Origin of the sequence: Promicromonospora sp. NPDC019610 (assembly GCF_044389365.1) — a bacterium.
In the GTDB taxonomy this organism is placed as follows: Bacteria; Actinomycetota; Actinomycetes; order Actinomycetales; family Cellulomonadaceae; genus Promicromonospora.
In genome coordinates this window covers 254,502-267,980 of record NZ_JBIRXX010000002.1, presented here as the reverse complement: position 1 = coordinate 267,980, position 13,479 = coordinate 254,502, and the positions used below count along the sequence as shown (strand labels likewise).

At 72.2% G+C, this 13,479-nt stretch carries 17 protein-coding genes and 1 pseudogene; 12 read left to right on the top strand and 6 right to left on the bottom strand.

Translation table 11 applies throughout. From position 1 onward, the window contains the following. The first annotated feature begins 94 nt into the window (after window positions 1–94). A complete protein-coding gene (locus tag ACH45N_RS12775) occupies window positions 95–739 on the top strand; it encodes a hypothetical protein (RefSeq protein WP_397394316.1) in 645 nt (214 codons plus the stop codon). Window positions 740–881: 142 nt separating this feature from the next. Here the strand turns inward: ACH45N_RS12775 and ACH45N_RS12770 are convergent, their stop codons facing one another. Then, the gene (locus ACH45N_RS12770; RefSeq protein WP_397394314.1) at window positions 882–1,916 is read right to left on the bottom strand and encodes a serine hydrolase domain-containing protein; all 1,035 of its coding nucleotides are present in this window, start codon (window positions 1,914–1,916) and stop codon (window positions 882–884) included. Window positions 1,917–2,049: 133 nt separating this feature from the next. Here ACH45N_RS12770 and ACH45N_RS12765 point away from each other — a divergent pair, with 133 nt between their 5' ends. Genes ACH45N_RS12765 through ACH45N_RS12755 form a run of 3 tightly spaced genes read left to right on the top strand, consistent with a single transcriptional unit; the run spans window position 2,050 to window position 4,221 of the window. Further along, complete coding sequence (locus tag ACH45N_RS12765) at window positions 2,050–2,688, top strand: TauD/TfdA family dioxygenase (RefSeq protein ID WP_397394312.1); 639 nt, start codon at window positions 2,050–2,052, stop codon at window positions 2,686–2,688. After that, a complete protein-coding gene (locus ACH45N_RS12760; RefSeq protein WP_397394310.1) occupies window positions 2,685–3,659 on the top strand; it encodes a hypothetical protein in 975 nt (324 codons plus the stop codon). The genes ACH45N_RS12765 and ACH45N_RS12760 overlap by 4 nt, the downstream gene beginning before the upstream one ends. Before the next feature lie 46 nt (window positions 3,660–3,705). Next, entirely contained in the window at window positions 3,706–4,221 is a 516-nt protein-coding gene (locus ACH45N_RS12755; RefSeq protein WP_397394308.1) for a GNAT family N-acetyltransferase, read from the top strand. Window positions 4,222–4,246: 25 nt separating this feature from the next. Here ACH45N_RS12755 and ACH45N_RS12750 read toward each other — a convergent pair whose 3' ends face one another. Continuing rightward, window positions 4,247–5,431 carry a GTP-binding protein gene (locus ACH45N_RS12750; RefSeq protein WP_397394306.1) on the bottom strand — a complete coding sequence of 395 codons (1,185 nt, stop codon included), beginning with the start codon at window positions 5,429–5,431 and terminating at the stop codon, window positions 4,247–4,249. A gap of 125 nt (window positions 5,432–5,556) precedes the next feature. On the opposite strand from ACH45N_RS12750, the gene rpmB reads away from it, so the two are divergent. From rpmB to rpmF, 6 genes and pseudogenes are all read left to right on the top strand, one after another. Further along, window positions 5,557–5,793, top strand: coding sequence for a 50S ribosomal protein L28 (rpmB, locus tag ACH45N_RS12745; RefSeq protein WP_397394304.1), 237 nt, complete (start codon window positions 5,557–5,559; stop codon window positions 5,791–5,793). Continuing rightward, window positions 5,793–6,098: a 30S ribosomal protein S14 gene (rpsN, locus tag ACH45N_RS12740; RefSeq protein ID WP_397394302.1), complete on the top strand. Its 306-nt coding sequence runs from the start codon at window positions 5,793–5,795 to the stop codon at window positions 6,096–6,098. Before rpmB ends, rpsN begins: the two co-directional genes overlap by 1 nt. A gap of 53 nt (window positions 6,099–6,151) precedes the next feature. Then, window positions 6,152–6,274 (top strand): type B 50S ribosomal protein L36, encoded by a 123-nt coding sequence (gene ykgO / locus ACH45N_RS12735; RefSeq protein ID WP_020013141.1) that lies wholly within the window; start codon window positions 6,152–6,154, stop codon window positions 6,272–6,274. Between the two features lie 17 nt (window positions 6,275–6,291). Next, on the top strand, window positions 6,292–6,594 hold the full coding sequence (locus ACH45N_RS12730) for a type B 50S ribosomal protein L31 (protein ID WP_397394300.1): 303 nt from the start codon (window positions 6,292–6,294) through the stop codon (window positions 6,592–6,594). Next, window positions 6,594–6,761, top strand: a complete 168-nt coding sequence (rpmG, locus tag ACH45N_RS12725) for a 50S ribosomal protein L33 (protein ID WP_285106734.1) — start codon at window positions 6,594–6,596, stop codon at window positions 6,759–6,761. Before ACH45N_RS12730 ends, rpmG begins: the two co-directional genes overlap by 1 nt. A 3-nt stretch (window positions 6,762–6,764) precedes the next feature. Beyond that, window positions 6,765–6,933 (top strand): annotated as a pseudogene (gene rpmF, locus ACH45N_RS12720) (50S ribosomal protein L32). 108 nt (window positions 6,934–7,041) lie between these two features. Here rpmF and ACH45N_RS12715 read toward each other — a convergent pair. Together ACH45N_RS12715 and ACH45N_RS12710 are read right to left on the bottom strand one after the other, a co-directional pair. Further along, window positions 7,042–8,313 (bottom strand): ATP-grasp domain-containing protein, encoded by a 1,272-nt coding sequence (locus ACH45N_RS12715; RefSeq protein ID WP_397394298.1) that lies wholly within the window; start codon window positions 8,311–8,313, stop codon window positions 7,042–7,044. Window positions 8,314–8,507: 194 nt separating this feature from the next. Then, the gene (locus ACH45N_RS12710) at window positions 8,508–9,917 is read right to left on the bottom strand and encodes an MFS transporter (RefSeq protein WP_397397439.1); all 1,410 of its coding nucleotides are present in this window, start codon (window positions 9,915–9,917) and stop codon (window positions 8,508–8,510) included. A 255-nt stretch (window positions 9,918–10,172) separates the two neighbouring features. On the opposite strand from ACH45N_RS12710, the gene ACH45N_RS12705 reads away from it, so the two are divergent. Beyond that, window positions 10,173–10,709 (top strand): VOC family protein, encoded by a 537-nt coding sequence (locus tag ACH45N_RS12705; RefSeq protein ID WP_397394296.1) that lies wholly within the window; start codon window positions 10,173–10,175, stop codon window positions 10,707–10,709. Here ACH45N_RS12705 and ACH45N_RS12700 read toward each other — a convergent pair. After that, window positions 10,706–11,602 carry a LysR family transcriptional regulator gene (locus tag ACH45N_RS12700; protein ID WP_397394294.1) on the bottom strand — a complete coding sequence of 299 codons (897 nt, stop codon included), beginning with the start codon at window positions 11,600–11,602 and terminating at the stop codon, window positions 10,706–10,708. The genes ACH45N_RS12705 and ACH45N_RS12700 overlap by 4 nt on opposite strands. A gap of 81 nt (window positions 11,603–11,683) precedes the next feature. On the opposite strand from ACH45N_RS12700, the gene ACH45N_RS12695 reads away from it, so the two are divergent. After that, window positions 11,684–13,024: an MFS transporter gene (locus tag ACH45N_RS12695; RefSeq protein ID WP_397394292.1), complete on the top strand. Its 1,341-nt coding sequence runs from the start codon at window positions 11,684–11,686 to the stop codon at window positions 13,022–13,024. Here the strand turns inward: ACH45N_RS12695 and ACH45N_RS12690 are convergent. Then, window positions 12,979–13,479, bottom strand: coding sequence for an SRPBCC family protein (locus ACH45N_RS12690; protein WP_397394290.1), 501 nt, complete (start codon window positions 13,477–13,479; stop codon window positions 12,979–12,981). The two genes, ACH45N_RS12695 and ACH45N_RS12690, sit on opposite strands and share 46 nt — an antisense overlap.

The following is a 13,479-nucleotide window of genomic DNA, read 5'->3' as shown; positions in this document are numbered from 1 at the left end:
ACGCTATTTCGCGGTGAACCCACGCTTACGTGCAACACCATTTTTCCGGCGGAGAGATTCGAGGGGAAACACAATGATCCGAGGATTCCGTGTCATGAGTCGTGCGGGAACGGTGCTGGCCATCTCGGCCGGCCTGGTCTGCACGGCAGCAACAGGTGCGAGCGCGATGGTGCAGCCAGGGGCCTACCTGCCCGCGGCCCACCTCATCGGCGCGACCGACCCGGTCGACGCCCCGGCAGCCGACGCCCCCGTCGACGCCCCAGCAGCCGACACTCCCGTCGACGCCCCGGCAGCCGACACCCCGGTGGACGCGCCGGCAGCCGACACCCCGGTGGACGCGCCCGTGCCCGACGTTCCCGTCGACGCACCCGTACCGGACGTCCCCGTGGACGCACCCGTGCCGGACGTACCGGTCGACGCGCCGGTCCCCGACGTTCCCGTGGACACGCCCGTCCCGGACCTTCCCGTCGACGCCCCGGTGCCTGACCTCCCGGTCGACGCACCCGTGCCCGACCTTCCGATCGACACACCGGTCCCGGACCTTCCGGTCGACGACCTCCCCGTGCCGGCCCTTCCGGTCGACGATCTGCCGATTCCGGAGCTCCCGGTCCCGCTGCCGCCGACCGGCGGCCTCCTGAGCTCCCTGCTCGACGCGGTCGGCGGCCTGCTCAGCACCCTGCTGGGCGCCCTCGGCGGCGGGCTTCCCGTCCCGCTGCCCGTCCCGCTCCCGGTCGGATGAACATGATGCCGACGTCGGCGTCATGAAAAACACCTGAGATACAGGGTGAGGCCCTTTTCCGGAGCTCCGGAAAAGGGCCTCACCGCTGTTTGAACAATCGTCCAGAACTACCCCGACTCTCCCCACGCACCAGGGCCCAGGGTCAGTCGAAGACCAGGGCTCGGAAGGCGTCACGCACCGCCGTGAGCGGACTGCGGTCGCGGTTGTAGTACAGCTTGTTGGTCAACAGCAGCGCCCAACGCTCTTGGCGGAGCGAGACCCACATGCCACAGCCGGTGAAGCCGTAGTGCACCCAGACATCAGCCGCGAGATCGGTGTCAGGTGCTGGATGCCAGAACAGGCCCCTCATGGGTTCGAGCGCGCCCGTACGCACCCTCAGGGACTCCTGTGTCCACGACGCGCCAAATCCGACGGGTCGCGCCGCAGTGGTTGCGTCCAGGAGGTAGCAGAGGAAGGCCGAGAGGTCGTCCAACGTTGTGAACGCACCCGCGCTACCGCAGACACCACCCAGGAGTCGCGCGGAGAAGTCGTGGGCGACGCCCTTGAGGTGCGCACCGAGGTCCTCATCCAGTTCCGTCGGCGCACTCCGCCTGGCGACGTCCGCGGACAGCGGCCCGAAACGGGTGGCGTCCATGCCCAGCGGCTCCCACACCCGGTCCCCAGCGAACTGGTCGAGCGACTGCCCGGAAAGATGCTCGACCAGGTATCCGAGGATGATGGCTGCCCGATCGGTGTAGTCGACAGCCTGTCCTGGCGGACGATTCAAGGCTTCACGCAGTACCCCTGCGCGAATCTCAGCCCGGTCGGTGCCATACAGATTCTTGAGCTGAGCTCTCAACGGGAGACCCGCCGTATGGGTCAAGATCTGGTGCGCGGTCACGGATCCGAGAGGACGGCCGCGGACCTCCGGCCAGAAGGCACCGAGCGGGCTGCCAAGATCGAGCTTCCCCTCTTCCCACAGAGTGCCGACGGACGACCACACCGCGATGAGCTTGGTCAGGCTGGCGACGTCGAAGATCGTGTCCGACGCCATCGGCACCTGCGGGTAGTCAGGATCCAGGACTCCGACGACACCGTGCGAGTCGTAGCCGGCAGCGCCGCCGACCGCCCACACGGCACCAGGGAAGACCCTGTTGCGCACGCCCTCGTCCAGAAGTTCTTCGATCCGATCCGTCATCGTCCCCCGTTCTACCCCACACCTGGATCCGACAGCTGTCGTAGGTACTGGAGCCTGGCACGAATTGCTACGCTCTGCGCACCGTCCACGCAGGTCAGTGGGCCAAAGGACCGATCGGTTGGAGTGTCCAGCGATGTCTGACGTCGGGCGGCTGGTCAGGGAACGCGGGCTGGTCGTGCTCTCACAGGTGACCGCCACGGAGTTCCTGGACACGATGTCCCAGCTCGGCCCGACGTATACCCACCCTGACGGGGAAGCGGACGGAACAACCCTGATCACGCCGTCCGAGCGTCCCGGTGAGCTAGGCCGTGGCTTCACGATGGAAGCGCTCCCCGTGCACACCGACAGGTCGTCACTCGCCGATCCGCCTCGATTCCTGGGTATGCGCCTTGTCCGTCACGGTGCGCACATGGGCGGAACACCCATGTTCGCCGATCTCGACCTAGCAAGCGTCGGACTGCCCAAGGACGCGATAGCAAGCCTTTCGATCGAAAGCATCTCGAGCGGTCACCGTCTACCGTTCCAGGTCGGGCCCCACGGTCTCCGCTACCGTGACGACACCCATGGCCGGCTGGTGGGCCCGCACGACCTCGTAGCCGAGATCCGACGGCGCACCGCTCGGGTCACGCTGCCCGTCGACTGGTTGAGCAGCGGCGACGCCTACATCATTGACAACCACCGGATCGCACACGGTCGCACTGCGATCACCCACCCGGCCAGGACCAGCGTCCGGGTCCTGGCCTATTCGCCCGAGCAGAAAAGGAAGACGTGACAACGACTCTGCCGCCCTGGACCTCGCCGACATTCGCCGAGGAGGTGCGGGACGTCGTGGCCGTCGAGTTCTCCGAGGCCGAGCTGGTGGAGATGTTGGACGACGCGGACCTGACACCCGACGAGCGTTTCACCGTTCTCTACACGCTCCTGCAGGACCTTCATCGAGAGGAACGTGAGGACGAGTATCGCGCGCTCGTCGTCCACCACGAGGAAGAGTTCGGCAGCAATCCCTACTTCGCGACGTTCCGTGCGATCGCGACCGTCCGCGACGGAACGTCGCCGACCCAGATGCGCCATGCGCTGCGCCACTCACGCCAGGCGATCAGCGCACTCGAGGACCGCCCTGGAGTATGGCACCAGTACGCTGCCATCTTCGCCGATCTCTGCGACCTCGCTCCGGAGCTCGTGTCGGAGGTCGACCTCGACTTCGCGCTGAAAGCCGTCGACACGGCGATCCGCACGACGACCCGGGACAATCCGAACTTTCACTTCACGCGGGCGCGTCTGCTGCACGTGGCCGGCCGCACGCCCGAGGCGCTCACAGAGGTACAGGTCGCGATCCACTGGCAGGAAGCACGGACAACCGGCGGCGTCCGACGGCTTGCGCGATACGAAGCGCTGCGGTCGCGACTCCTCATCGAGCGGCAGGGAGGCGACCTGCTCGCCCAGATGACAGAGACAAAGGCAGCGCTCGACGCGTCGCGAGGTGACCAGGTGCAGCTGCTCGGCGTCCTCGCCGCCGTCATCGCGCTCATCACCACTGGGGTGACGGTAGCCACCCGGATCGACGTCGCCGACGGGATTCCGCTGGTACTCGCATCGGCCGGGTCGATCACCGTCGCGTTCTCTTGTCTGATGTGGGCCGGCGGCGGCCGGTCGGTCGTGCGACTCGTCCCAGCGGTCGTGGTGGGCGTTCTCATGTGCCTCCTCGCCGCTCAGTTCGTCGGCCTGGTGGACGTGGTCCCGTGAGCGGTCCACAAGTAGCGCCCGGGACGTCGTCGGATACCTTGAGCCCGTGCCCGACCTCCTGATCGCCCAGCGCCACGCGGCCCATCTCGACCGGGTCGTCGAGGCGCTGCGCCAGGTGCACGAGAGCGACGGCTACCCGATGGTCTGGCCCGACGACCCGGTCGCCTGGCTCGTCCCGGCGGGGACGATCGGGGCGTGGATCGCGCTGTCCGACGGCGCCGTCGTCGGACACGTCATGCTTGTCGCCGCGGACGGCGTCGAGCACGTCGAGGACCTCGCGGCCGCCGCGCGGACGAGCGTGACCGGGCTCGCGGGCGTGAGCCGCCTGTTCGTGACGCCGAAGGCGCGCGGCTCCCGCATCGCCACCGCGCTGCTGGAGCGCGTCGAAGACGCGCCCACCCGGCGCGGACGGCGGCTCGTGCTCGACGTGGTGGACGACGGCGGCCCGGCCGTCCGCCTGTACGAACGGCTCGGCTGGGTGCGGGTGGCCGCGGGGCCGGCCGGCTGGACCGGCCCCGACGGCGTCCGCCCGCGGACGGCCGCCTACCTCTGCCCGCGCTGAGCCAGCCCGGCCCCGGCCTCGCCGGTCAGGCGGAGCGGGCGCCCAGCCACGGGGCCAGGTGGTCCTCGCGCCACAGCCACTCGACGCCGGCAGCAGCCTCCTCGGGCGTGCACAGCGCCGCCTGGAACACCTCCCGCAGGCGGTCCCGCTCGTCGTCCGGCCCGGCGACGGCGCCCCCGCCCGTCCCGACGTCCGGCCCGGCGACGCCGACCACCACGATCCGGGTGTGCGGCGGCGTGCCCGCGCAGACCTCCGACCACGGGCCCAGGTCGCCCACGGCCAGCTGACCGCCCGCGCCGTCCCACAGGCAGGCGAGGCCGGGCCGGTCGGCCACGTGGAAGACGCCGCGGGCCCGCAGGCCGCCGACGCCGAGCGACTCGATGTGCTCCAGCAGCCGTTCCGGGTGGAACGGCAGGGGTGAGCGCAGCTCCAGGGTCCAGCTCCGGTCGCCGGGCACGCCGCCCGGACCGGTGACGACGACGGCGCCGAGCGGGTGCGCCCGGTGCTCGGCGCGGGCGGGCGAGTGCGTGGCGGCGGCGAGCCCGGCGGCCGAGAGCGCGTGCAGCCCGTTCACGCGCCGCGTCCCGGCGCCGCGCAGCCGGTCCAGCAGGCCGGACGCCGTCGGCGGCAGCGCGACATCGGCAGGTCCGGCCGGCGAACCGTGGGCCACCACCAGGTCCGCCTGCTCGATCTGGGCCGCGAGCGCCTCCCCCACCGACCGCTCGTCGGCGCTGGTGAGGCCGAGGCCGCGTTCGAGCAGGGTGTCGTCGCCGAGCAGGTCGTGCTGGAGGGTGTCGACGTCGACCACGGTGAAGGACGTGGCGATGCGGGTGTGGGCGAGCGCGCCGCCGGGCGCGGTCTCGGCGGCCAGCGAGCGGGCCGCGGGCAGGGGCTCGGCGCTGATGGGGAGTGCGAGCAGCACGTGGGACCAGCGGCCGTCGCGGGCGAGGCGCGCGATGGTGGGGACGGCGTCCTCGCGGACGGCGCAGGACAGGCAGGCGTGCTCGAGCGGCACCAGCACGTCCTCGAGGACGCCGGTGGCGTCGAGGACGACGCGCCGCAGGTGGTCCTCGTAGATGTCGTGGCGGGCGGCGACGACGCCGGGTGTGTCGGTGAGCAGTCCGAACAGCGCGGAGTCGCGCAGCACGGGGTCGGTGGTGGCCAGGACGCTCACCGGGATGATTCCGCGGCGGTCTGCGGTTCGGTACATGCTGCCTCCTCGCCCGGGGGCGGGCCCCGGAATAATTGATAACCGTTCTCAGTTCTGGTTCACTGTAGCGCGATATGAGAACGGTTCTCACCAGCGGCGGCCAGTCCGTCGCCACAGGAGGTCATGTGTCAGCCAGATGCCAGGTGCTGGGCACCGTCCCGGGGTTCGGCCACTCGGTCTCGCACTCCCACGTGCGGACGAAGCGGCGGTTCGACCCCAACATCCAGAAGAAGCGCTACTGGGTCCCGTCGCTCGGCCGCAACGTCACGTTGCGGGTGAGTGCCAAGGGCATCAAGACCATCGATCGCAAGGGCATCGACGTCGTCGTCGCCCAGATCCTGGCCAGAGGGGAGAAGGTCTGATGGCCAAGAAGTCGAAGATCGCCGCCGACGCACGACGGCGCGAGCTCGTCGCCCGGCACGCCGAGCGCCGCGCGGAGCTGCGCCGCACCCTCCGCAGGCTCGACCTGCCGCCCGAGGAGCGCCAGGCCGCGGCCACGGAGCTCTCCGGACAGCCGCGCGACGCCAGCCCGACCCGGCTGCGCAACCGCGACGCCGTCGACGGACGACCCCGCGCGTACTCGCGGAAGTTCGGGCTCTCCCGGATCCGGCTGCGCGAGATGGCCCACCGCGGCGAGCTGCCCGGGGTGACCAAGTCCAGCTGGTGAGGCCGGCCACCGCGACGGCCCCGCCGTCCGCCCCCGCACGTAAGGAGTGACACATGAAGGTTCGCGCATCACTGCGGTCCCTGAAGGACAAGCCCGGCGCCAAGGTCGTGCGCCGGCACGGCAAGACGTTCGTGATCAACAAGCTCAACCCGCGCTGGAAGGCGCGCCAGGGCTGAGGACAGGAGACAAAACCATGAAGCAGAACCTTCACCCCACGTACGGCCCCGTGGTCTTCCGGGACGCGAGCGCAGGCTTCACGTTCCTGACCCGCTCGACGCTCGCCGGCACCACGGACTCCGGTCCCGGCCGCCCCACGGCGACCATCGAGTGGTCCGACGGTCAGACCTATCCCGTGGTCGACGTCGAGATCAGCAGCGCCAGCCACCCGTTCTGGACCGGTTCGGCCCGCGTGGTCGACACCGCCGGACGCGTCGAGAAGTTCCGGCAGCGCTACGCCAAGCACAACACGAGCAACAACAGCAAGGGTGGTAACTGATGGCCTCGCGTACCGACCTTCGTCCCGTGATCAAGCTCCGCTCGACGGCGGGCACCGGATTCACCTACGTGACCCGCAAGAACCGGCGCAACGATCCTGACCGGCTCGTGCTGCGCAAGTTCGACCCCGTCGCGCGGCAGCACGTCGACTTCCGCGAGGAGCGCTGATCGATGGCGGTCCCCAAGCGGAAGATGTCCCGGTCGCGGACCCGGTCCCGCCGCTCGCAGTGGACGGCCCTCGTGCCCGACCTGGTCGCGGTGACCGTGGACGGGCGCCAGGTGCGCATCCCCGCGCGCCTCGTGCCCGCGGGTCCGGCGCGGCCTGGTCGTCCCCGACTGAGACCCGAAGCCCGCTGAGCTCCTGGAGCGCAGCAGCACGAACGCCCCGGCGCGACAGCGCCGGGGCGTTCGTCGTTCGTACCCGAACCCGTCGGACGCCGCCGCCAGGTCAGCGAGCCGGCGCGCCCGCCTCGACCCGGACCTCGACGCCGGCCGCGAGCTCGTCGGCCCAGTCCTGCGCCGCGTGACCGGTCCGGTCCGCCACCAGCACGTGCCCGATCCGCTCGTTGTTGTCGCCCGGCCGCACCGCGCGGCCGGGCGACGGCGTCTCGTGGCCGAGCACGCGGTCGTCGTCCGCCAGGTGCTCCGCGCCCCGGACCTCGCGCACGACGCCGTCCGCCGGGGCGAGCAGGAACGTGACCGCGGCGCTGGTCGCGACCGACGGGCCGGGCACCGGCTCGCGCCCGAGCGCCAGGTCCACCAGCACCCGCAGCGGGTTGAACCCCGTCACGAGGCGGACCAGCTCGAAGATGTACCCGCCGCCCTGGCGCGGGTTCAGCTCGATCAGCCGCGGGCCGGCCGCGGTGAGCCGCACCTCGGTGTGGCTGATGCCGTGCGTCAGTCCGACGGCGGCCAGCACCCCGACGACGTGCGCCTCGATCGCCTCCCGCTCCCCCGGCGTCAGCGGGGCGGGGAACAGGTGCCCCGATTCGACGAAGCCCGACCCCGCCTCGACGCCGGGTTCGGCGACCGACTTGGCGGTGATGCCGAGCACCCGCGTCACGCCGTCGCGGGTCACGGACTCGACGCTGTACTCCGGGCCCTCGACGACCCGTTCGAGCAGCGCGAGCCGCTCCAGCGCCTGGTCCCGGGTGTTGCGCTCCGGCCCGGTCGCCTCGGCGAAGGCCACCGCGAGACCGGCCTCGTCGACCACCTTGCGCACGGCCGTGCCGGAGTTCATGTCGACCGGCTTGACCACGAGCGGGTAGCCGAGGCTCGCGGCCGTCTTGCGCGCCTGGTCCCAGGTGGCCGCGACCGCGAACGGCACGTCGGGCACTCCCCCGGCCGCGAGCGCGTGCCGCACCAGGTGCTTGCGCGTCGCGGTGCGCAGCACCTCCGCGGGCGCCCCCGGCAGGCCCAGGCCCTCCGCGACGTGGGCGACGGCGGGCAGGTAGTAGTCGCAGGTCGTCAGCACGCCGTCGACGGGCCGCCGCGCCGCGACGTCCCGGGCCGCCGCGAGCAGGGCGGCGTCGTCGTTGGTCTCGGCGACGACCACCTCGGCGGCGAGCGCCAGGACGGGGTGGGGTGCGCCGTCGGGCAGCCGGTAGAGGTCGGGGTCGCGGGTGACCAGCACGTACTCGTGGCCGGCGTCGCGCAACAGGGGCGGGAGCATCAGGCCGGTCGACTGGAGCCAGCTCTCGATCATCAACAGGTTCGCCACGTCAGCACGCTCCGCACATGCGAACGCGAACGAGAGTCGTTCTCAACATGGCGCACAGCCTGCCACGGATCCCGGGACCGTTCTCGTCGGCCGCGCAACCTGTGGAAGAGCGGCGCCCCGCGTACCCGCCAGGGGCGATCGCGGGGTCGGGGCACCGGGGAGGGTCCGCCGCCTTCCGCAGCGCAGGCGATGGCCTACAGCACCCCGTCCGGCAGCGCCGGGTGCTCGTCGACCGGCGGCTTCGGGCGTGGGATGAGCAGCGCCAGGACGGTGCAGACGAGCGACGCGAGCAGGCCGAGCAGCAGGGCGGTGCGGAACGCGTCGTCGGACGGTACCGGGACCCCCTGGTACTGGGCGCCGCCCGCGGCGAGCACCCCGCCCACGACGGCGGCGGCCGACGTCGTGCCCAGGGACCGCATCAGCGTGTTCAGCCCGTTCGCGGCGCCCGTCTCGTGCGAGGGCACGACCTGCATGATGAGGGCGGGCATGGCCGCGAACCCCAGGCCGATGCCGACGCCGACCACGATGTTGACCACCAGCACGTGCCACACGTCGAGGTCGACCACGACGGCGATCACGTAGGACACCGCGATGACGGCGGCCCCGGACGCCAGCAGCGGCTTGGCCCCGAAGCGGTGCGCGAGCCGCCCCGAGATCGGCGACATCGCGAGCATGACGAGGCCGGACGGCATGAGGATCAGGCTGGCCTGCATCAGGGTCAGTCCCAGGCCGCCCGCCGCCGTCGGCAGCTCCAGGAGCTGCGGGAACACCACGTTCGAGGCGAACAGCGCGAAGCCCATCGCGATCGAGGCCAGGTTGGTGAACAGCACCGTGCCGCGCGCCGTCACCCGCAGGTCCACGAGCGGCTCCTCGATCCGCAGCTCGTACCAGCCCCACACCAGCAGCACGACGAGGCCGCCGAGCAGCAGCCCGAGCGTGCGCGGCGATCCCCAGCCCCAGTCGTTGCCGCGCGAGACCGCCAGCAGCACCCCGGTCAGGCCGATCGCGAGGCCGACCACGCCGACGACGTCGAGCCGGCCGCCCGTGCGCAGCGTGCTGACGGGCACGACCCAGGCGACCAGCGCCAGCGCGAGCAGGCCGATGCCGGCCGCCACCCAGAACACCACGTGCCAGTCGTAACGCTCGGTCACGAACGCGCTGATGGGCAGGCCGAGCGCGCCGCCGACGCCGAGCGTCGCGCTGACCAGCGCGATCCCCGACCCGAGCCGGTCCCGGTGCAGCACGTCGCGCAGGATCGAGATGCCGAGCGGCACCACGCCCATGCCCATGCCCTGCAGCGCCCGCCCGACGATCAGGAGCACCACGGACGGCGACAGCGCCGCGACCACCGAGCCCAGCGCCAGCAGGCCGAGCAGCGCGAGCGCGACCGTCTTCTTGCCGTACATGTCGCCGAGCCGCCCCGAGATGGGCGTACAGATCGCCGCCACCAGCAGCGTCACGGTGATCACCCAGGCCGTGACGTCCCGCGAGACGCCCAGCAGGACCGGCAGCTCCGCCTGGATCGGCAGCAGGATCGTCTGCATGAACGACGCCCCCATCCCCGCGAACGCGAGCACCGCGATGACCACCCCCGGCCGGGGCATGCGGGTGAGGCGGGAACGGTCGCCGGGTGGAAAGCGGAATCTCATGTGGGGCAGACGATCCTTCGACGAGGAGACGGGTCCCGCGCGCGCGAGCGGCCGCAGCACGTGGTCCGCGCGGCGCGAGGGGATGCCTGCACCTTACATAGTTGCCCGCACGAACTACGCGGTGCGCCGGCCCCGCAGTACAGGACCGAAGCTGACCTCTTCTCGTCCTACGGTCGCCGTATCAAGCACACCGCTCCGAGAGGACCAGCCATGCCCGAGCAGACCAGCAGCACCCCCACCGGCGCCCCCACCGGCTACACGTCCGTCGCCCCGTGGGTCGTCACCGACGACACCGGCGCGTTCCTCGACTTCGTCGCCCAGGCGTTCGAGGGCGAGGAACTGGCGCGTGTCGCGACCGAGGACGGCTCGATCGGGCACGGCGAGATCAGGGTCGGCGACACCGTGGTGCTGGCGTTCGACCGCCGGCCGGAGTGGCCGGCCATGCCCAGCCTGCTGCGCGTCTTCGTGCCGGACGCCGACGCGGCGTTCGGCCGCGCGGTGACGGCGGGCGCCGCCGTGGTCACCGCGCTGGACGACAACGCCTTCGGGCAGCGCGGCGGACGGGTCCGCGACCCCTTCGGCAACATCTGGTGGGTGGTCAGCCACGTCGAGGACGTCCCGGAGGACGTGATGTGGCAGCGCCTGCAGGACCCGGTCTACGCCGAGGGCATGCGCGTGGCCCAGGCGACGCTCGACGCCGAGCTGAGCGGGCGCGAGCAGGGCCGCAGCAGCGCCCCCGTGCGCTAGCCGGCGGCCGGCGTCCCGCGCCCGCCGCGCTCCAGCTCGGCGGCCAGCGCCGCCGCGGCCGCCGACAGCGGGCGGCTCGCCGAGTGGGCCAGGCGCACCGTCCACGTCAGCGCCGGCTCGACGTCGAGCGCGGCGAGCTGCGGGTCCGGCGCGACGGCCGACGCCGGGACGAACATGACACCGAGCCGTTCGCGGACCAGCGCCTGGCCCAGCTCGAAGTCGGTCGCCTCGGTCTGGATGCTGCGGCGCAGGCCGGCGGCCGCGAAGGCGCCGTCGACCACCGCGCGGTTGCCCCAGCCCACCGGCGAGTCGATGAAGGCCTCGTCCGCGATCTGCGCGAGCCGCACGACGCCCTCTCCGGCCAGCGGATGGGTGCGGTGGCAGACGAACCGGATCGGCTCGCTGTCCAGGAACCGCAGGCGCAGCCCCGGGACGGTGTCGCCGGGCGTGGAGACGAGGGCAAGGTCGAGGTCGCCGCTGCGCACGGCGTCGAGGCTGCCCCGCGAGCCGGTCGCCGTCTGCCGGGCGTGCACCACGACGGCGGGGTGCGCGCGCCCGAACGCGGCGAGCAGGCTCGCCAGCTCGAAGCCGGCGAGGTGGTTCATCATGCCGAGGCTCACCGTCCCGGCGACCTGCCCGCGCGTGGCGGCGACGGCGGCCCGGGCGGCGTCCAGCGCCGCGAGCACGTCCCGCGCCCGGGGCAGCAGCGCCTCGCCCTCGGGCGTGAGGGAGATGCGGCGGCCCCGGGTGAACAGGGCGCAGCCCAGCTCGCGCTCGAGCTGCTTGACGGCGGTCGACGCCGCGGACTGCACCACCCGGGCGCGCTGCGCGCCGGCGGTGAAGCTCCCGGTCTCGGCGATCGCCACGAAGTACTGGAGCTGATGGGGCTGCATGAGCCAACTATCGCAGATCGCGATATCTGACTTCGCAAGGATTCGTTGGACACGATGCCTCGGGCTCGGCACGATCGAGTCGTGACACTCTCGACCAGCACCATACCGCCGTCCGGCACCCAGGCCCGGCCCGAGCCGGCGCGGCCGGCGCCCACCCGCACCCCGCTCCCTGCGGGCGACGTCCGCCCGCGCCGGCACCACGCCCGCGGGTTCTGGATCATCGCCTACGTCTTCGCCGCGACGATGGCCTTCGCCGGTGCCCCGGCGCCGCTGTACGTGATCTACCAGGAGCGGGAGGGCTTCGGCTCGCTGGCGGTCACGTTCGTCTTCGCCGCGTACGCGGTCGGTGTCACCGCCGCGCTGTTCCTCGCCGGGCACCTGTCCGACCGGTTCGGACGCCTGCGCCTGATCGCCCCCGCCGTGCTGCTGAACGTGCTCGCGGGACTCGTCTTCCTGACGTCGACGGACCTCGGGCTCCTCCTGCTCGCCCGCCTCGTCTCCGGCCTCGGCATCGGGCTGCTGACCGCGACCGCGACGGCGCACATGACCGAGCTGCACGCCGCCTCGCGCGCCGCGGCGGGCAGGCCCGCCGGGCGGCACGCCGAGATGATCTCGACGGCGGCGAACCTGGGCGGCATCGGCCTCGGCCCGCTCGTCGCCGGCCTCCTGGCCGACGTCGCGCCCGCTCCCCTGCACACCCCGTACCTCGTCCTGCTGTTCGCACTGGTCGTGGGGCTGCTGCTGATGACGCTCGTCCCCGAGACGGTCGACGCCGTGGGCGAGCCCTGGCGCTACCGGCCGCAGCGCGTGACGGTGCCCGCCGCGTCGCGCGGCCCGTACGCGGGCGCCCTCATGGCGGGCTTCGTCAGCTTCGCGATGTTCGGGCTGTTCACCTCGCTGGCGCCGTCGTTCCTGGCCCACGACCTGCACGTCACGTCGCACGCCGTCGCGGGACTCGTCTCCTTCGCCGTGTTCGGCTCCGCCGCCCTCGCCCAGATCGCCACGGGCCGGCAAAGCACCCGGGCGCAGCACACGCTCGGGGTGACGCTGCTGGCCGCGGGCCTGGTGCTGATCGTCGGGGCGATGCTCACGGCGACCTTCCCGGTGCTGGTGGCCGGCGGGATCGTCACCGGCGCCGGCGCGGGCACGCTGTTCAAGGCGGGCGTCGGCACGGTGGTCTCCGTCGCGGCCGGCGGTTCGCGCGCGGAGGCCCTCGCCGGGCTGTTCCTCGCGGCCTACGCCGGCATGTCGCTGCCGGTCGTGCTGCTCGCCGTCCTCCTGCGCCTGGTCCCGACGCCGGCCGCGGTGCTCGCCTTCGGCGTGCTGATGCTCGTGCTGCTCGCGGCGGCGTCGGCCCTGCTGCGCTCGGGCCGCGGTCAGGCGGCCGCCAGCTCGACGGCCAGCTCCTCGACCAGGTCGTAGCCCTCCTGCATGCCGCCCTCCATGCCGGAGCCGACGATCATGTCGCGGATCTCCTGGCTGGAGACGATCGTGCGGACGGTCAGGGTGGTGCGGCCGTCGTGCTCGGTGAGCGTGTAGTGGTTCAGGCTGGGCTCGGAGTCGCCGTCGGGCATCCCCTCGAACACCTCCGTGTGCGTCATCCGCTCCGGGGCCTCGATCTCGCGGTACTCGCCGTGGAACGCGACCTCGGAGCCGTCGTTCGCGGTCATCACGTACCGCCACGCCCCGCCGACGCGCAGGTCGACGGTCGCCTCGGTCACCGTGCCGCGCCGCCCGGCCCACCAGCGCCTGATCAGCTCGGGCTCGGTGAGCACCCGCCACACCTGGTGGCGCGGCGCGTTGAACTCCCGGGTGACCAGGATCTCGGTGTCGGTCGGGAGCGTCAGGACGGCGCTGCCATTGGTCGTGGTGGTCAT